Here is an 18888-nt window from a genome sequence, read left to right on the forward strand (position 1 = left end):
TATTAATCCTGCTTCTCCAGCATTTCCTTAACTGTGGTCGCCAACTGCTTGAGTGAGAACGGCTTTGGCAGGAATCCGAACTTGGCATCAGCTGGAAGATTGCGTGCAAAGGCATCCTCCGCGTAACCCGACACAAAGATGAATTTGATATCAGGATACGTCTTGCGAAGCTCACGCAGCAGTGTCGGGCCATCCATTTCGGGCATGACGACATCCGATACGACGATATCCACCTCACCGCCAAGTTCTGCCATGACTTCAAGCGCTTCGACACCGGAAGCCGCTTCGTGGACTGTATAACCGCGTGACTGGAGTGCGCGTACGCCGCCCATACGGACCGCGTCTTCGTCTTCCACCAGGAGAACGGTCGCGGAACCGGAAAGATCGGTTGCTTTCTCGACCTTCTTTTCCTTCACGACAACCGGAGCATCGTCGGCGCGTTTTTCCTCGATGAGGCGCGGCAGGAAGATCTTGAACGTCGTGCCTTTTCCAACCTCGGAATCACAATAGATGAAGCCACCGGTCTGTTTGATGATCCCGTAGACCATCGACAGCCCAAGACCCGTACCCTTGCCCACTTCCTTCGTCGTGAAGAACGGCTCGAAAATCTTTTCGAGCACATCCGCAGGAATACCCGTCCCGGTGTCTTCCACTTCGAAGACCACATAGTCCGCTTCCGGAAGATCGCGATAATGCAGCTTTGCGACTTCCTGCGCCGACACGTTACGGGTGCGCAACGTGATTTCGCCGCCGTCCGGCATGGCATCACGTGCATTGACCGCGAGATTGACAGCAACCTGTTCGAACTGTCCGAGATCGGCCTTGACCGGCCAGAGATCACGTCCATGATCGATCTTCAGCTCTATATCCTTGCCGACAAGGCGAGCCAGAAGCATACGCAGATCTGCAAGAACGTCGGTCAGGTCGAGTACTTCCGGACGAAGCGTCTGACGGCGCGAGAATGCCAGCAGCTGGCGCACAAGCGAGGCCGCGCGATTGGCGTTCTGCTTGATGTTCATAATGTCCGGGAAGGACGGATCGGATGCGCGATGGTTGGTCAGCAGCAGGTCCGACGACATGATAATCGCCGTCAGAACGTTGTTGAAGTCGTGCGCAATACCACCTGCAAGCTGGCCGACAGCCTGCATCTTCTGGCTCTGCGCCATCTGGTTTTCAAGGGCTTTCTGCTCGGTTGTTTCGACAGCCGAGATAATCGCCGCTTCTTCGGCGCGCTCGCCGCCCAGATCAGTGACAGGGCTCATATAAAAGCGGATGTGCCGCTCTTCGTTGCCCGGCAACACCGTATCAACAGGCGAAATGCTTGCCTGTCCTGCAAAGGCTGCGGCAAGCGCTCTGTTGAAGGTCTCGCGGTCGCGTTCATGCACGACAATTTCAAGCTTCGCATTGCCGTCAATCGCATCGCGATCGACAACAGGAGCGAAAATATCGAGGAAGCGCGCATTGGTGCGCAGTATATGTCCGGCAGAATCAACCGCAGCGATGGCCATCGGAGCCGAATTGAAGAAACGCGTGAAGCGCACTTCTGCGGAGCGCAGCGCCATTGATGAATCCTCACCCTCCGCACGATCCAGAACGATGGTACGGCTCGTACCGCGCGTTCCATCACGCGCAGCCTGGACACGGTGATAGAAGCGGACGGCGAGGCTCTGTCCGTTCCGCTTGATCAGATCAAGATCGATGACAGTGTTGCGGCTTGTGCCCGGCTCGGCTTTCACCGCCTTGATGAGCGCCATTCCACTGCCTGCCACTATATCGTTGAGTGTCAACGATCCCGGTGTGAACTGGGTCAGATCGACACCGAGCCACTCTGCAAGCGTCGCATTGAGGTAGATGATCCGGCCGGAAGGGTCGGCAGAAAAGAACCCGGCTGGCGCGTGATCGAGGTGATTGATCGCTTCCTGCAGCTCCTGAAAGAAGCGCTCCTGCTCCGCACGCTCGTCGGAAATATCGGCAATCTGCCACGCGACGAGCGGGCTCTTGAATTCGTGTCCGGCTTCAACGGGACGCGCCTTGATGCGATACCAGACAGGCGCCAGCGAGCCATGCCCTTCACGGGAAAGGCCGCCGGAAAGACGCACTTCCTCCTGTGCCGACAGACCATCGCGAACGGCATTCGTCAGACGGTATATGGCATCGGATGCCGCGGGTTCTGCCGTCAATACATTATCGAGCGAACGGACTCCTTCGGCATTCGCAACACCAGTCATGACGGCATAAGCTTGATTGGCATAAACGATCTGGCCGCGTGCGTCGGAAATGACAGTCCCTTCCGGCTGCGAATCCATGAAGGAATGAGCGAGGTCCTGTTCACCGTTCTTCTGGCTGAATTGAATGAGACCCGTTGCTGCGCCGAAAAGGTAGAATACGCCGACCATCGACAGAACGCCCATAAGAACGAGGGCGAATCCATCTCCAAGCTGGTCGCGGAACACAAAATAGGCGATTGCGGCGACCGTAAGCAGAATACCGACGATCAGCAGGCGAAGAGCTCCGCTGCGATTGCGCTTGGGCATTACGAGCGGTTTCGGGTAAGCGTTGTCCGTCTGTCGCGACATCAAGCCTGCTGCCCTCTCATGTTGCGTGGCCGAGCACCAACAGGCATCCGGGTGCCCCGGGTGCCAGGCATTTTTTCGATCAGCCAAGACGTCATTTCAATCATCCGCATATCCGATTTTCTCGAATGCACTTTTCCGCACAGTTCAGCTCTCACGTGGGAACACGCAGCCAATATGTCAGGGTATATCCGATTCGCAGAATGCTTTAATCGGCGAGCAGTACAAGCATTGCCGTACTGAAACGGTGCAAATTGGACTTTTTTGCACCGTTTTGCCTGGGGATCATATATTTCTCGCATTTCCAAGAAACATTCCCAAGGCTTAGAAATTCAACTACTGTACCAATCATGTGATGATGCGGAGTGCCGGGGGAAGCGCAGTCTCCATTCGTCGCAGGTTTTTCGTTTATTGTATAAGAGGGTATCCGCATGAAGGAATGGCTCAGCGGCATCGTTGGAGAGAGTGCGGCTAATATTGTTGGCTTCATCCTAATATTTGCGATCATTCTTGGCGGAATTTTCGTTGTTCTCAGTATCATTCGCCGTTTCAGCGGCGGTACTTTCGTTTCCAACGGGCGTACGCGACAGCCGCGCCTTTCGGTGATGGACGCAGCAGCGGTCGACAGCCGACGCAAGCTCGTGCTTATTCGCCGCGACGACGTGGAACATCTCCTGCTCATCGGCGGGCCAACCGATGTTGTGGTGGAACAGAATATTGTCATGGAATCGCGGGCCCATGCGCGTGTGCAAGCTTCCCGCATCGAGCCTGAACATATCGAACGCTTCAAGCAGCACGAAGCAACCCTGACCAATGACAAGGCGGAGCGCCCTGCTCTCTCACTGCAAACACCGCAGGCCGAAGAGAAGGACGAAGCGATCCAGATCACCTCCGCAATCGAAGCACCGGTCTACCGCAAGCCTGAGCCAGCACGAGAAGAGCCGGTCCAGCAGGCTGCTGCACCTGTTCGTGTGCCGCCGCAGGCGCCGACGGCACCAATCCCGCCACGCCCCCCTGTCGAGCAGAAATCCGCTCAACCACCTCAGCCACGGCCTCAACCGCGCCCGGCGCCGAACTATCCGCCACAGCCACGCACCGTATTGCCGCCCCGCCCCGCGCAAGCACAGCCGCAGTCAACACGTGCACATCCGGCCTATCCATTGAGCCAGGTTTCGCGCGGCGTTCTGAGTTCAACCTCGTCCGGTGCGACCGCCACTGCAGCCGGTGTTGCCGCCGCCGCATCGGTTGCTTCAGCAAATCTTGGCAGCATCGTTCCCGAGCGTGAAACAACGGTTGCGGATAAATCTCCTTCGGTCGATGTAACCGGACCTACAGTCTCTGCGACTGCAGCCCCGGCATTCAGCGCCCCTTCGGAACCGGAGCGCGTCGAGCCGGAAATCGTGGTTGCCGAGTCAAAGCCTGTAGAAACAGAGGCCGTAGCAGTAGAAACGCCGAGCGATAACCTGGCCGATCTCGGCGGTGCGTTGCACGAAGCAATCGCTGCAGACGTCAATTCGGAGAGCGCCGCCAGCGATGACGCCAAGGACGCGATCTCATTCGATACTGAATTCTTCGAGAATGAGCTTCTAAGCTCACTTGATATTTCCGCAACGGACGACGTTGTCGAAGACAAGGCGAAGGATGATATCGAAGATGAAATGGAAAAGCTTCTCGGTGAATTGACCAAGGATGAAACTCGCAGAAGCTGAACTTCCGGCCAAAATTTGTCTCGATACAAAGAAAATAGGCTGCGGAAACCGCAGCCTATAAATTTTCAAACCGTCTCGAAGCTTAGTCGTCGCGATAGACTTTCTCACGACGCTCATGGCGCTCCTGCGCTTCGATAGATAGCGTAGCGATCGGACGCGCATCAAGCCGCTTCAAGCTGATAGGTTCTCCCGTTTCCTCGCAGAAGCCGTATGTTCCTTCATCAATGCGGCTCAATGCTGCGTCGATTTTGGAGATCAATTTGCGCTGTCTGTCGCGAGCACGTAGCTCAATTGCCCGATCCGTTTCGGAGGATGCCCTGTCCGCCAGGTCCGGGTGGTTTGCATTTTCCTGCTGTAGCGCCTCAAGCGTTTCACGCGCTTCTCGCAGAATATCATTCTTCCAAGCGACCAGTTTCGCGCGGAAGTAAGACTTCTGCCGCTCATTCATGAACGGCTCGTCTTCAGTGGGCCTATAGTCAAGGTCAATCAATTCACTCATTCTGAATTACCCCACATCTAGGAGACGCGAGCGGTTATATAGTTCCATAGCAACAAGGACACAACATCAAACAACCGTATCCCACTACTTTTTAGTGCATCAATTTTGTATGATTTTGCATCAAAATTATGCAATTCAAAACTGCACGCAAAAAATTGCTCTTTGGACTTTCAGAATAACTTCAATCAATTGCCAATAAAGTGGGTATATTTTCCAGTCACTGTCACCATCAACCTATGGAAGCATAATCAGCCCAATAATTAGGCATGTGGCACCTGTAAATAATGCTGACAGACATCAAAAAATCGGGAGAATGGACCACCGGAGCGCTCAATTGCGCTCGAAATATGGTCGAAAATGCTCACAAAACACAGCTTGGAACGTTACAGATGAGTCGTTTGCTTCTCCTTAGACATGCTAAAGCCGTGTGGGCGAAACCTGGGATGAAGGATTTTGACCGCCCTCTTGATCAGGAAGGCAAAGCTTCGCTCGACCGGCTTGCTAGGACGATGAAGTCAATCGATCTTTATCCTGATCGGGTGGTTCTTTCCGGTTCGTGTAGAACGCGAGAAACCGCGTTCGGCATTATTGAACGTCTGGGTATCGAGGTCGAAACCATCATCGACGATACGATCTATAGCGGCGGCGCGGCTGACTACATGCAAGCCATACGTGAACATGGCGATGTGCCGACGCTGTTGCTCGTGGGACACAATCCCAGCATAGAGGATCTGGCGCTGGCCGTATGTGGCGATGGCAACAAGGATGGCCTCTTGAAGCTCCGTGCAGGTTTTCCCACTGCCGCACTGGCAAATATTACATTTCCTGCTTCACTGGGCGAACTCGAACGTGGAGCAGGCTATCTCGAAAGCTTCATACTACCCCAGTAGATTTTCCGTAAGTGCACCAACATTCCTTGCCAAGACCGCTGACGCAACCCTATCTATACCGCTGACAGATCATTGAATTCGGCGAGGATTAATTGGCTAAGCTGACAAGTATTGGCGACGAAGCGAAGATCGCACTGGATACGCTGGCAGACCGTGCGACCGGGCTTTTGTCTCCATCATTGCGGCTCGGTGTGACTGGTTTGTCGCGTGCCGGAAAGACGGTCTTCATCACAGCTCTCGTTCACAACATGCTGCATGGCGGCAGGCTTCCAATGTTCGAGGCCTATAAATCGGGCCGCATTTCACGCGCGCTGCTCGAACCGCAGCCCGATGATGCAGTCCCCCGCTTTCAATATGAAGAGCATCTGTCGGCTTTGATCGATGAGCGTATCTGGCCGGACTCCACGCGCGCCATCTCGCAATTGCGCCTGACAATCGAATATGAATCCGCTTCTGCCTGGGGGCGCTGGCTGTCACCGGGCAAGCTTTCGGTCGATATTGTGGATTATCCCGGAGAATGGCTGCTGGATCTGCCTTTGCTGGGCAAATCCTATGCGGAGTTCAGCGCGGATTCCTTTGCTCTGGCCCATGAACCGACGCACAAGGATCTGGCTCAGGATTGGATCACCGAAGCTTCACTCGTCACCCCTTCCGAAAAGGCAGACGAACTGACTGCCCAGCGTCTGGCCAAGAGTTTTACGGCTTATTTGCGTGCAGGCAAAGCGGATGAGCGTGCATTATCGACCTTGCCGCCAGGGCGTTTCCTGATGCCGGGCGATCTCGAGGGTTCACCGGCACTGACATTTGCCCCGCTTCCCGACCTGAAACCGGACGATCTGAAGGCCGGTTCTCTGGGCGCAATGATGGAGCGGCGCTACGAAGCCTATAAAACCTATGTCATCAAGCCCTTCTTTCGCGAACATATTGCGCGGCTCGACCGGCAAATCGTGCTTATCGACGCCATGCAGGCAATGAATGCTGGTGGCGCGGTCGTTGCCGACCTCGAACGTGCACTCACCGATATCCTGTCCTGCTTCCGACCGGGACGCTCTAACCTGCTAACCGGGCTGATCCAGCGACGGATCGGCCGGATTCTCGTGGCTGCAACGAAGGCCGACCATCTGCATCATGAAAGTCATGACCGTCTGCAAGCCATCGTGCGCCGTCTCGTGGAACGGGCTATAGAGCGCGCCGATTTTTCCGGCGCAGATATTGATGTCCTCGCAATGGCTGCCGTGCGCGCCACTCGCGAGGCAACCGTTACACAAGGTAAGGAAACCCTTCCCGTCATCGTCGGCACGCCGCTGGAAGGCGAAAGGATCGACGGTGAAGTATTCGATGGCGAAACCGAAACAGCTATATTTCCCGGTGACTTACCGAAGAATCCCAATGCGATTTTTGAAAAGTCCTTTGCGCAGGATGACCCAGCCATTCGTTTCGTCCGTTTCCGGCCGCCCCGGCTTGAACGTACTGCCGAAGGCATCACGTTGTCCCTGCCCCATATAAGGCTGGATCGTGCCTTGCAGTTTCTGATTGGGGATCGTCTCGCATGACAGAGAAGACACCACGCAAACCAGCTTCCTTTACGGTAAGCCAGTCCTCTAACCGCCCCGAAGCAGCGGATGAAGCACCACGTCGCCCTCGTGCAGTGCGAGACCTTGATGTTGTTGTTGCCCAACCAGATGTTTTTGCATTGAGCGAAGAAGAGGCAGCAGAGCTGGAAATCCTCGATCCGTCGTTTGAAGCGCCCGAACGCAAGGGCTGGTCGCTCAGCAGAATACTTTTCGGTGCACTCGGTATCCTTGTTTCATTCGCCATCGGCATCTGGACCGAAGACCTTATCCGAGCGCTATTTTCCCGCGCGGATTGGTTGGGCTGGACGGCTCTTGGTGTTGCGATAATTGCGCTTGCCGCCTTTATCGCCATCGTCGTTCGTGAACTGGTCGCATTACGCCGCCTCGCGTCCGTGCAGCACCTTCGCAAGGACGCCGCAGATGCAGCAGAACGCGACGATATGGCCGCGGCCAGAAAGGCAGTGGACGCCTTGCGCTCAATTGCGGCGGGCTTGCCGGAGACGGCACGCGGACGACAGCTTCTGGACGGTCTGACAGACGATATCATTGACGGCCGAAACCTGATCCAGCTTGCCGAAACAGAAATCCTTCGCCCCCTCGACCGTGAAGCACGCACACTTATTCTGAATGCTTCAAAGCGGGTTTCGATTGTCACGGCAATCAGCCCGCGTGCGCTGGTCGATATCGGTTACGTCATTTTTGAATCAGCTCGGCTGATCCGCCGACTGTCACAACTTTACGGTGGTCGTCCTGGCACGCTGGGCTTTCTGAAACTTGCCCGCCGGGTCATTGCCCATCTGGCCGTGACAGGAACGCTGGCCATGGGGGACAGCGTGATCCAGCAGCTCGTCGGCCATGGTCTTGCGTCCCGGTTATCGGCCAAGCTCGGTGAAGGCGTCGTCAACGGACTCATGACGGCGCGCATCGGGATTGCCGCCATGGATGTGGTGCGTCCGTTTCCATTCAATGCGGAAAAACGCCCCGGCATCGGCGACTTTATCGGCGATCTCGTGAAGATCAACGGCGAACGACCGGATAAAAAGCATCCCGGAAAATAGCGGTTTATTTCCGAAGCATTAACCATTCGCGACGATTATAGATAGATAGAAATCTGCGCCAGAATCGAGCGACCAGATGTATCGGCACACTCCCCTGAACCGTGTCCTTCTCTGTCAATCGGCTTATGGCAACGTCGGCAAATCCGACGGTTTGCGAGGCGCGACCAGCTTTTGGTCGTGACATGCTGGAAAACAACGATTAGGAATGACGTCCGATCAAGGTCGTGAATCCGGGACAGAGCTGAATATGAAGAATTGCATCGCCGCCTGCCTGACGCTGCTGCCCGTGTCATTTTCCGCTGCGCCGGTTCTGGCCGCTGACAAGGACAAACAGTTCTTTCAAACGATCGAAGGCCAATGGTCAGGCCCGGGCGAAATCGTCGCCGGGAAATACAAAGGCACGAAATTCGTCTGCAATCTCGCCGGATCGACTCCGGATGAAGATATTGGCATGACACTCGACGGCACCTGCCGCGTCGGTGTCTTTTCGCAGCCGATGAAGGCCACCGTCACGCGTGTCGGGTCCGCTTATTCCGGCAAATTCAATGATGGCGCAGCGGGCAAAGGCCTTGATGTCACGTCGGGTTCCGTCAGTGGAAACAAGGTTGTTTTCGGCCTGAACCGCAAGCAGCTCAATGGTGCGATGCTGGCACGTGTCTCCGATCCGAACACGATGAACGTGACGGTTTCGGTGCGGGTCGACAAGGAACTGGTTCCGGTCATCGGCATGAGCCTGAAGCGCGTCGATAATATCGCTGTCGGCAGTATCGCCAAGAACTGACCGGAACGCTATTCACGCCACCAGCCCGCATCCGTGCGGGCTTTTTCTATTCCGGATTGCTCTATCCCGGCATTCCAGTCCGCAACGGCCTTGCCTGCAATCTCGAGAGACGGTGCAATATCGCTCAGGGGCACGAGGACGAAAGCGCGCTCGTGCATACGCGGATGCGGAAGCTCGAGAGCAGCATCCGTCATGACGACAGTCTCTCCCGCATCATCCTGCATTGCCAGTATGTCGATATCGATGATGCGCGGCCCCCATCTTTCAAGCCTGACACGCTTCAAAGAACGCTCCACATCAAGGCAGGTCGCAATCAACTCCAATGGCTGCAACGATGTTTCTATCTCTGCACAGGCATTGTGAAACCACGCCTGATCCGTCTTCCCCCATGGCGGCGTGCGATAGACTGCCGAAACCGCAACGACATCTGTGTCGGCTCGTTCGTCCAATATACGCAACGCCTTGCCCATCGAAGCGACAGGATCATCGATGTTTCCGCCAAGCCCCAGCCAGGCACGATAATGTCTGCCTGTAGTCACTGCGGATAAACCACCGTCACTTCAACATGGTCCAATACGCCCGGAACAGGTGCATTCGGCTTGCGGACGGTAATTTCTGCGCGCTTTACCTGCGGAAACCGGGCAGTCATTGCCTTGGCCACGTCGAGAGCCAGCGTCTCGATCAGATAGCGCTGACGACCGGTGATGATGTCTTCAATGACAGCAAAGGCGATACCGTAATGCACAGTACCGTCAATATCGTCATTCTCCAGCGCATTGCCCGGATCGACATCAAGGATAGCATCGACGTAAAAACGCTGACCGAGCTTGTGCTCTTCATCGAAAACGCCGTGATGCGCGAAAAACGCGCAGTTCATCATTCGGATCGTGTACACGGCTTCACTTTCTATTTTCACTGCGTCTGGATTGCAGGATATCATCTGCAACGGCAAGTGCATCTCTATTAAAAGCGACATTGTGAACACGGAAGATGTCGGCACCTGCCAAACGCAGTGCGACAGACGTTGCCGCAGTTCCTATGTCGCGGTCGAGCGGATTGTCCCTGCCCGTCATGCCGCCGATAAAGCGTTTGCGCGACGTGCCGACGAGCAACGGAAATCCGAATTTCTGCAATTCGCCTGCTCTCGCCAGCAGCGCAATATCCTCATCCTTGTTTTTGCCGAAACCAAAACCGGGATCGAGTACGATGCGGGTTTCTTCAATGCCTGCCTTTTTCGCTATATCCAGTGAAGCATCCAGGAACGAGAACTGGTCCTCGATGACATCAGCATGAACGGGTCGATCCCTGCTGGTATGCATGATGACCAGCCCTGCGCCGCTCCTTTTGGCGACATGAGCGATTTCTGGTTCTCGTTGTAGTCCCCAGACATCATTGACGATATGTGCCCCGGCACTAACTGCCGCCTGCGCTGTTGCTGCGCGGTAAGTGTCGATGGAGATGATGCAATCGTATTTTTTCACCAATGCTTCGATGACCGGGACAACGCGCGTGATCTCCGTTTCGGAATCGATCGCAGCAGCTCCGGGCCGGGTCGATTCTCCGCCAACATCAATGATCGTCGCTCCATCGGCAAGCATCTGACCGGCCACTTCGACGGCCCTTTCCAGCTCATTGTGGTGGCCGCCATCGGAAAATGAGTCTGGCGTGACATTCAATATGCCCATGATCACGGACTTTTCCCCCAGACGAAGGCTTCTTCCATGAGCAACGTGCCATTCTTTCGTCATAGCGAAATGTTCCTGTGTCATTTCCTTGGGCTGTTTACTTGGGGGCATTTCATTGCGGCGAGGTTGCAACCAACCTCGCCTGAAGTCATTTTGTGAAGGGCGTTATAGTTCTCTTGACGATTGCATGCCATGCTCGCGGCAATAAAAAGCGAATTTCTTACTGGTTTTAGAAAGAGGTGCCAGGACATGAATTTGAGGAAGAAGGTTCTGGCTCTCAGTGCAGTTCTTGCCATCGTAGCTCCCCAGGCGGAAGCCGCCGCGATCTTTCGCGAATTCAGCTACTATACCGTGAGCGGCAAAACGGCAGCGGACCTCGACAAGGCTCTTTCCCGCAATGGACCCTTCCTCAAGAAGACTGGTCAGCATCATCCCGGTGCCGCTGAAATCCGTTTCGATGCGAAGGTACGTTATGGTCGCGCGCCCGGGAAAGCCTGCAAAGTGCAGGACGTTTATGTAAACGTTCACGCAAAGGTCTCCCTGCCCCGCTGGAAACAGCGCCGCAAGGCCACGCCGGAACTGGCGCTGATCTGGGATACCCTGTTGCAGGATATTCGCCGCCACGAAGAGAGCCACATCGTCATTGCCCGCAGCTTTGCAAGCCAGATGGAACGGGAAATACGCGGACTGCGCACCCGCACGGATTGCTCTGTGCTTCGCGCTGACATCGACAAAGTGACTGCACGCCTTATGGAAGCGCACGATAAGGAGCAACAACGGTTTGACCGGGTTGAGACGATCAATTTCGAAAACCGCTTTGCACGCTTGCTGACTTATCGCATGGAGCGCGCCCAGCAGGCTTCCAAATAACAGTAGTGTCGAACTATCTCAATTCGCGGCGTATAGCCTGCGTCATCAATGCTGCTTCATGGAAGCCTGACAGGATAAGTTTCAGCTTGCCCGGATAGTGGCAAGCATCGCCGATAGCGTAGACCTTCGAACTTGAAGTTCTGAAGGTCTCGGGACTAACAGCCAGCATGTTGCCCGTCTTGATTAAGGAAACTTCGGCCAGAGGGTCGGGACGGATAACCTGTCCATCGAGACCGAAAGCACCAAGACCGGATGCAATCACCGCTGTCCGTGCTTCAAGCTTGTCGCCATTGCTAGTGTCAACAGCCACGCCGTCATCATCGACCGCGATGCTGACCGCGATCTTGTTGAAATGAAAAACAGGATTATATGGCGCGATCTGCTTGAGAAGCCTTTCGACCAGCTCCTCACCCATGATTTCAGGAAACCCGGGCACGTCGTAAATCGGCTTGTCGGCATAGAGTGCCGTACATTGACCACCGGGCCGATCACTGGCATCAATGAGATGGCACCTGAAACCGAACAGCCCAAGCTGAAAAACGGAAAAGAGTGCAACAGGCCCGCAGCCGATAATGACAATATCATTCTGCGGTTCGGCGCCCATCACATCACCATCTCTTTCAAAACTTAATTCTGGCGTTCGGGCACCTGCACGACAAGGCCGTCAATATCGTCAGAAACCCGGATCTGACACGAGAGGCGTGAAGTAGGACGAACTTCATAAGCGAAGTCCAGCATGTCCTCTTCCATCGCGTCAGGTCCGCCGACAGTGTCCGTCCAGTCTTCATCAACATAGACATGGCAGGTTGCACAGGCGCAGGCACCGCCACATTCCGCATCAATGCCCGGAATGCCATTGCGAATGGCAGCTTCCATCACGCTTGACCCGTTGTCGGCTTCGACTTCGGTCCGTGTCGCGCCATCAGCTGATACGAATACGATCTTCGTCATTTTTATTCCTTGAAACACGCAAGTTTCGCGCGATCTTCATCCTGAGCGCCCGTCACTGCCTTGGCAGGGAGACGCAAATAAACTCGGAATGGCAGATACGGCGTTCTGCAATTAGTTTCAACCTTGACCGCGCCCGCGCCCACAACTGCGCCAATATGCCGTGCATCGACGACGAGTTTCCCTGCCTGATAAACCCGACAGTTGCGCCCAAAACCCGAAAACTCTTCCTTGCCGTCTGCAGAAACTGCATCATATGATGTGAATTGAGGGACGGTTAGGAATGACGGACAGAATCCAGCGCTCCAGTGGATGCAATCATGAAATGAAATTCAGTCATCCAGACACTCTGTACGGGTATTTTTGTTAATAAACTCGTAGAGCTTTCCTGGATGAAGGAAACGGTCCGGATCGATTTCCACAACTTGCTGGTAAATGCGGGAAGCCCGGAAATGTCGAATTTTCATGAATTGAGCCGGTTTCTGTTAACCTTGTATTTAAAGTTTTAGGTATCGGCAGAAGAGGCCTATTTCCTTAACAAGCCCGAGCCGATACGATGCAAAATGGCGGAGAAAGTTTTGTAACGGCCTTTTTATGGTCCGGCCGTCGCAGTAATGAGTACGAGGTAGGCAAACAATGGCTTCCAAATCCAAGGCACAGAAGCTCGACCTTGAGGTTGAAAAGGCACTGGAACAGGCACTTGATATCGATTTCGGTGACGATCTTGATATCGACATGGACTTGAGTGCGTTCGATGAAGGCTTCTCCGTCGATGATCTGGAAGAACAGATTTCGCGCGCGGCTGAAGAACTTGTTGCTGAGCAGAAGACCAAGACGGTAGAGCCCGTTGCCGTTTCCCCTGTGGAAACTGCTGCAAAAGTGGCCACCATCACCACTGCCTCGGTGATTGCAACGCCTGCAGCGCCGCCGGTCCCGCCGGTTGTGAAAGCTGCCGGACCAGTTTCGCAAGGTACGGCCAACGTTCAGCACAAGCCTGCCAACACCTCGAAGGTCGCAACGCCCGCGCCCGAACCTGTTGTCAGCAAGCCTGTTTCCGCTGCACCTGTTGCAACCGCCGCCACCGTTGCATCCCCTACCTTCACGCCGGCCAATGACGATTCCCGCAGTGAAAAAGCGATTATCGCCGCTCCGCGCCGTGCGACGGAAAACTCCTCTAAGCTTTTCTGGACGACAACTGCAATCAGCGTGCTCTGGGCCGCTGGCGGCGTCGCCCTGAGCAAAGCCATCAATCCTGATGTCTTTTCGACCCTGCAAGCCACCAAGGACTTTTTCACCTCGCCCGCCGGCCTCGGCGTCGTTGCGGGTGTAGCATTGCCGGTCGCCATGTTCTGGGGCTTCGCGCAACTCGTAAAACGCGCGCAGGAAATGCATACGGCAGCACGCAGCATGTCGGAAGCTGCGATGCGCCTGCTCCAGCCGGAAGCCGTATCCGGTGATCGCGTTTCTACCCTCGGACAGGCAGTGCGCCGCGAAGTCGCCGCCATGAACGAAGGCATCGAACGCACCTTGGCTCGTGCCGTCGAGCTGGAAACGCTCGTTCAGTCTGAAGTCAATCAGCTTGAGCGTGCTTATAGCGACAATGAAGTTCGCATTCGTTCGCTCGTCAGCGATCTGGGCAATGAGCGTGAAGCTGTTGTCAGCCATGCCGAACGGGTACGTTCATCGATCTCCGGCGCGCATGAGCAGCTTAAGGAAGAACTTTCCAGCGCGTCCAACATCATTCGCGACAATGTTCTGTCTGCCTCGCAGCAGCTGAGCACCCTGCTCGGCGAATCCGGTGAACGCCTGATCGGCAGCATCAACGAAAGCGGCGGCGCTATTGCCGAGGCCATTGAAACCCGCACCGGTGACATCGGCTCCCGCATCACGACTTCGGGCGAAGCTTTTGCAAACCTGCTCGATACGCGCATTGCAACGCTTGATGAACAGTCGCGCACTGTATCGGACCGCCTGACGGAAGCTCTGGACGAACGCACGACCGGTATTGCCAATCTGCTCGGCGGTGCAACGCAATCCATGGTCAGCGAATTCGACACCCGTCTTGCAAACCTCGAAAGCACCCTTTCCGAGCGTGGCCGGTCGCTTCTGTCCGAATTCGAAGCCCGTGCGCATGCTCTCGACAGCAGCACTGAGAAGCTCAATGCAGCTCTCGAAACCCGTTCGCGCCAGATCAACGAAAACCTCATCGCTCGTACTCGTGAAATCGCAGAGACCTTCTCCAGCGGTCGCACGTCTCTGAGCACGATGATCGACGAAACCAAGACAAAGATCGGCGAAGATCTGACATCTATCGGCGAAAGCGTCGGCAATATTCTTGGCGAAAAGGCCGATGCCTTTGCAGGCAAGCTTGCCGAAAGCCGTGATGTTCTGGCTGCTTCGCTGGAAGGCGAAACGGAACGCGTTTCCTCCGTCATCCGCGGTCATGCCGATACGCTTGCTGCACGCACGAGCGATATCGAGAATGCCGTTAACGTCAGCGCATCTGCCCTCAACACCGTTGCCGATAGTCATGCGGCAATTCTGGAAGAGCGGACCAACGCATTGCGCGAGACAATGGCAAGCCATTCCGCACTGCTTGATGCAAGCTTTGCAGACCACGCTCGTTCGCTGGAAGAGCGCGCCACCACGCTTCATGGTGTCATTGCGGGCAATCAAGCCATGCTTGCTCAACTGATGGATGAGCGTGCCGCCGCAATGCGCGATAACTTCAACGAAAACCGTGAGGTTCTCGCTCGCACTTTCGATGAGCGCGTAAATTCGCTACAGGCGCTCATCACTGATAATCAGAACACGCTCGCACGCATTCTCGATGAACGTGCAAGCAGCATGACTGATTCCATTGGTGCCGGTCGCGATGCATTTGTTGCCGCCTTGGGCGAACATGTTCGTCAGGTCGAAGAGCGCACGAGCGGCCTTCATAACGTCCTGAACGATCACAACAATGCCCTCTCCGGCATTCTGGACGGTCACGAGCGCACAATTGAAACGCGTGCTGCCGAAATCCGCTCGACCCTGAGTGAGAGCACGACATCGCTGAGCCAGACGCTGCAGGATCACAGTGATATCCTGGAACAGCGCACGACCAACCTTCACAACGCAATTGCCGACAGCAGTTCGACCATCAGCCGCGCATTCGAAGGCCAGACCGGCATTATCGAAGAACGCACACAGACGATGGAAAAGGCACTCACCATCGGCGTCGACAATGTCCGCCGTGCACTCGAACAGAGCGCTGGCATCGTTGCTGGCACGCTGCGCGAGAAGATCGGCGAAGCCGCGAGCACGCTTTCGGCTGAAGCAGCCAAGGCTGGTGAAGCTCTGGACGGCTTCGGCGAAGCATTCAGCGCTCGCCTGATCGATAATCTGTCTGGGACGGAAGCACGTCTCGGCGACCGCGCCGACGCGATTGCCGGTCGTCTTGGTGAGATCGAAAGCCGTCTCACCGGCGAGCTTGGCTCAATCGAAGCCCGCATCGCCAACACGGCAAGCAGAACCAGCGAAACGCTTGCTGGTCACAGCGAAGCCTTCGCTGCAAGCGTCGCCGACAACCTTGCTGGCACCGAAACGCGCCTCAATGAACGCGCCAGCGCTATTGCCAGCGGTCTTGAAGCAATCGAAAGCCGCCTCACCGGCGAACTTAGCTCGATTGAAGCGCGGATTGCCGATACGGCTTCCAAGACGAGTGAAACGCTTGCAGGCCATAGCGAGTCCTTCTCGGCCAGCGTTGCCGACAATCTCGCTGGTACCGAAACGCGCCTCGCTGAGCGTGCTGACGCGATTGCAACCCGTCTCGGTGATATCGGCTCGCGCATCACGATGGAACTCGGCTCCGTCGAGGCTCGTATTGCACAGGTAACCGACACGACTGCGGTGACGCTGGAAGAACGTACTCGTGAGCTCAATGCCGTTCTCGCTGCCCGTTCGCAGGAAATCACCAAGATCCTCAACGATACGGCAGAACCGCTTGTACAGCGGCTTGCTGATAGCGGTCGTGGACTGGCGCAGCAGCTTGAAGAAGCAACCCATGCCGCAACAGACAGGCTTCGTTCGGAAAACGCCGCTCTGGTCAATGCGCTTGCAAGCCGCACAGCGGAAACAATTGCCGCTGTTCAGCAGGCCAAGACCGGTCTTTCCGACAATGTCAGCGAACTGATCGATCGTCTTGCAGCCTCCAACGGCGAACTGGGCAAGTTGATCGACACTGCAACGCGCAATCTCACCGATATCGATGGTCGCCTTGTCGACACGACGTCGAGCTTCGTTGAGAACACCAACCGTGCAGCACAGATGTTCCAGGCCTCCACTGGCCTGATTGACGGCAATATCGGCACGCTGCGCGCGATCTCCGACAGCACGCTGTCGCAGATCGCAGACATCGCCGATCGTTTCGAAGAGCACGGAAAGGTTCTCTCTTCGGCTTCCGACATGATCAACACGGCCCAGAACGGCCTTGTCAGCACGCTTGAAGATCGCCATCAGGCGCTCGACAAACTGGCATCCGGTCTCGTCGAAAAGTCGGAAGGCGTGGAAAAGCTGATGCAGTCCTTCGAAGGGCTGGTGACCTCCGCATTCCAGCGCGCCGAAGGCCAGACCCGTTCGTCTGCCGAGAAGATGCGGGAAAGCGTTTCGGAAATCGTTGAACAGGCAGCACAGAAGTTCTCTGCAGCAACCGACGATATTCGCCGCACTGCAAGCGAGATTCGAAACGAGCTCAACACGACCCGTGGCGAACTGAAGCGTGGCGTTCTCGACATGCCTGCCGAGGCCAAGGAAACAACGACCGCTATGCGCAAAGCCGTGAGCGAGCAGATCAATGCGCTCAAGGAACTGGCCGAAATCGTCAATAAGTCTGGTCGTCTGGTAGATGTCGGCGAAAGCCGTGCTGATCGCCCGGTTTCGCGTCCGGCACCGGCAGCAGCTCGTCCAGCCCCTGTTCAGGCACCGGTGGTACAGGCAGATGTTGCAATTCGCCAGCGCGCCTACGAAGCGCCGAAGGCTCAGCCTGCACCGGCAGCCGCACAGGCAGAAAAGCCGCGTGGATGGGTGTCTGATCTCCTAGCCCGTGCTTCCCGCGAGGAAGAAGAAGCCGCGCAGCCGAAAGCACAGCCGGTCGCAACGCCTCGTTCACCAAGCCATGTCGTTGAATCGCTGAACTCGCTTTCGGTGGACATTGCCCGCGCTATCGACCACGAAGCTTCGGTGGAGCTTTGGGACCGTTATCGTCGCGGTGAACGAAACGTCTTTACTCGCCGTCTCTACACGCTGAAGGGTCAGCAGACTTTTGATGATATCAAGCGCAAGTATCAGACGGATGGTGAATTCCGCCGCGCCGTCGACCGCTACATGGACGACTTCCAGCGTCTGCTTGAGGATGTAGCCCGCAACGACCGTGACAACATGGTGACGCGGACTTACCTCACCTCGGACACTGGCAAGGTCTACACCATGCTTGCCCACGCAAGCGGTCGCCTTCGCTAAGACCAGAACTAAAAGGAAACGCGGCCTTCGGGCCGCGTTTTTGTTTGTCTGGCTCGGATGAAACCGGCTGGTTCCGTTCAATAAAAAAGGTCGGCGCAACACGCCGACCTTTTTTATTGTTCCACCTTGCCTCGGTTGGAGTGCATCTCGAAAAGTGTGAAACGGTTTTCAGACAATATGTGCTTTAAAAAAACGGTTAGAGCGCTGTCACTGTCCAGCTAACAATCTCGCTAGCAGTCCGTTCAAAAGCCGCGTCGAGTGCCTTCACATAGGCCGCATTCGTCGCACCGCTTACCGGAATGGCCGTACGGAACACGCGGGTGGCCCGAACCTCGCCATTCTTGTCATTCATCAGTTTGACAGCCAGTTCGACCACTGCGAGCTTAGGCGATGCATAGGCCTGAATGCCGAACATGCGCAGATCGGTCAGAATCTGATAGTTGATTGCCAGCCCGTCTCCTGGACGGCCAATCCCGCCGAACACACCTGTATTCTCATAGGCCTGCACCAGACGTGATTGCACAATATTCGTCAGCCTGTCACCCCATTGAGCACCCTTCAGATATTCGATGGAACCGGGCGCTGAGCTGACAACGATATTCTCGCTATCGAGCGCCTTAAGGGCTGTTGGCGTCGGAACCAGCAACTGTGTGTTCTTGCGGCTTGGCGAAGAAACACCGGGCTGCGGTGCAGACAGATTGAACGTGTCGAGCGGCGTCGTCGTCCCGCAGCCAGCAAGAAGTATGCTGAGCAGAACAGATATTGAAGTTGTACGACAAAGAGTGCGACGTGATTTCATGTC

At 55.7% G+C, this 18888-nt stretch carries 15 protein-coding genes; 7 read left to right on the top strand and 8 right to left on the bottom strand.

Annotated elements, in window-relative coordinates; genetic code table 11:
• Positions 1 to 2: 2 nt before the first annotated feature.
• Entirely contained in the window at positions 3 to 2576 is a 2574-nt protein-coding gene (gene cckA / locus ABDF71_RS07860) for a cell cycle histidine kinase CckA (protein ID WP_151663052.1), read from the bottom strand.
• Between the two features lie 428 nt (positions 2577 to 3004).
• Here cckA and ABDF71_RS07865 point away from each other — a divergent pair, with 428 nt between their 5' ends.
• The gene (locus ABDF71_RS07865) at positions 3005 to 4282 is read left to right on the top strand and encodes a flagellar biosynthetic protein FliO (RefSeq protein WP_029924781.1); all 1278 of its coding nucleotides are present in this window, start codon (positions 3005 to 3007) and stop codon (positions 4280 to 4282) included.
• An 82-nt stretch (positions 4283 to 4364) separates the two neighbouring features.
• Here ABDF71_RS07865 and dksA read toward each other — a convergent pair whose 3' ends face one another.
• The gene (dksA, locus tag ABDF71_RS07870) at positions 4365 to 4781 is read right to left on the bottom strand and encodes an RNA polymerase-binding protein DksA (protein ID WP_010660068.1); all 417 of its coding nucleotides are present in this window, start codon (positions 4779 to 4781) and stop codon (positions 4365 to 4367) included.
• Positions 4782 to 5170: 389 nt separating this feature from the next.
• On the opposite strand from dksA, the gene ABDF71_RS07875 reads away from it, so the two are divergent.
• The 4 genes from ABDF71_RS07875 (at position 5171) to ABDF71_RS07890 (ending at position 9084) form a co-directional block, all read left to right on the top strand.
• On the top strand, positions 5171 to 5671 hold the full coding sequence (locus ABDF71_RS07875) for a SixA phosphatase family protein (protein WP_151663051.1): 501 nt from the start codon (positions 5171 to 5173) through the stop codon (positions 5669 to 5671).
• Positions 5672 to 5763: 92 nt separating this feature from the next.
• The gene (locus ABDF71_RS07880) at positions 5764 to 7224 is read left to right on the top strand and encodes a YcjX family GTP-binding protein (protein WP_029924777.1); all 1461 of its coding nucleotides are present in this window, start codon (positions 5764 to 5766) and stop codon (positions 7222 to 7224) included.
• The gene (locus ABDF71_RS07885) at positions 7221 to 8303 is read left to right on the top strand and encodes a YcjF family protein (RefSeq protein ID WP_029924775.1); all 1083 of its coding nucleotides are present in this window, start codon (positions 7221 to 7223) and stop codon (positions 8301 to 8303) included. Before ABDF71_RS07880 ends, ABDF71_RS07885 begins: the two co-directional genes overlap by 4 nt.
• A 247-nt stretch (positions 8304 to 8550) precedes the next feature.
• Positions 8551 to 9084, top strand: a complete 534-nt coding sequence (locus ABDF71_RS07890; protein ID WP_012092019.1) for a hypothetical protein — start codon at positions 8551 to 8553, stop codon at positions 9082 to 9084.
• 8 nt (positions 9085 to 9092) lie between these two features.
• On the opposite strand, the gene folK is transcribed toward ABDF71_RS07890, so the two are convergent.
• Genes folK through folP form a run of 3 tightly spaced genes read right to left on the bottom strand, consistent with a single transcriptional unit; the run spans position 9093 to position 10832 of the window.
• Positions 9093 to 9623 carry a 2-amino-4-hydroxy-6-hydroxymethyldihydropteridine diphosphokinase gene (gene folK / locus ABDF71_RS07895; protein WP_151663050.1) on the bottom strand — a complete coding sequence of 177 codons (531 nt, stop codon included), beginning with the start codon at positions 9621 to 9623 and terminating at the stop codon, positions 9093 to 9095.
• Positions 9620 to 9979 carry a dihydroneopterin aldolase gene (gene folB, locus ABDF71_RS07900; RefSeq protein WP_010660062.1) on the bottom strand — a complete coding sequence of 120 codons (360 nt, stop codon included), beginning with the start codon at positions 9977 to 9979 and terminating at the stop codon, positions 9620 to 9622. The genes folK and folB overlap by 4 nt, the downstream gene beginning before the upstream one ends.
• A 4-nt stretch (positions 9980 to 9983) precedes the next feature.
• Positions 9984 to 10832: a dihydropteroate synthase gene (gene folP / locus ABDF71_RS07905; protein ID WP_029924771.1), complete on the bottom strand. Its 849-nt coding sequence runs from the start codon at positions 10830 to 10832 to the stop codon at positions 9984 to 9986.
• A gap of 186 nt (positions 10833 to 11018) precedes the next feature.
• On the opposite strand from folP, the gene ABDF71_RS07910 reads away from it, so the two are divergent.
• Complete coding sequence (locus ABDF71_RS07910; protein WP_012092016.1) at positions 11019 to 11639, top strand: DUF922 domain-containing Zn-dependent protease; 621 nt, start codon at positions 11019 to 11021, stop codon at positions 11637 to 11639.
• A gap of 13 nt (positions 11640 to 11652) precedes the next feature.
• Here ABDF71_RS07910 and ABDF71_RS07915 read toward each other — a convergent pair whose 3' ends face one another.
• The gene (locus ABDF71_RS07915) at positions 11653 to 12243 is read right to left on the bottom strand and encodes an NAD(P)/FAD-dependent oxidoreductase (RefSeq protein ID WP_151663049.1); all 591 of its coding nucleotides are present in this window, start codon (positions 12241 to 12243) and stop codon (positions 11653 to 11655) included.
• 23 nt (positions 12244 to 12266) lie between these two features.
• Complete coding sequence (locus ABDF71_RS07920; RefSeq protein WP_010660058.1) at positions 12267 to 12590, bottom strand: 2Fe-2S iron-sulfur cluster-binding protein; 324 nt, start codon at positions 12588 to 12590, stop codon at positions 12267 to 12269.
• 633 nt (positions 12591 to 13223) lie between these two features.
• On the opposite strand from ABDF71_RS07920, the gene ABDF71_RS07925 reads away from it, so the two are divergent.
• Positions 13224 to 18086 carry an apolipoprotein A-IV repeat region-like domain-containing protein gene (locus ABDF71_RS07925; RefSeq protein WP_010660057.1) on the top strand — a complete coding sequence of 1621 codons (4863 nt, stop codon included), beginning with the start codon at positions 13224 to 13226 and terminating at the stop codon, positions 18084 to 18086.
• 196 nt (positions 18087 to 18282) lie between these two features.
• On the opposite strand, the gene ABDF71_RS07930 is transcribed toward ABDF71_RS07925, so the two are convergent.
• Positions 18283 to 18885 (bottom strand): ABC-type transport auxiliary lipoprotein family protein, encoded by a 603-nt coding sequence (locus tag ABDF71_RS07930; protein WP_010660056.1) that lies wholly within the window; start codon positions 18883 to 18885, stop codon positions 18283 to 18285.
• Between the last annotated feature and the right edge of the window lie 3 nt (positions 18886 to 18888).

Source organism: Ochrobactrum sp. WV_118_8, from assembly GCF_039631535.1.
Classification (GTDB): domain Bacteria; phylum Pseudomonadota; class Alphaproteobacteria; order Rhizobiales; family Rhizobiaceae; genus Brucella; species Brucella anthropi.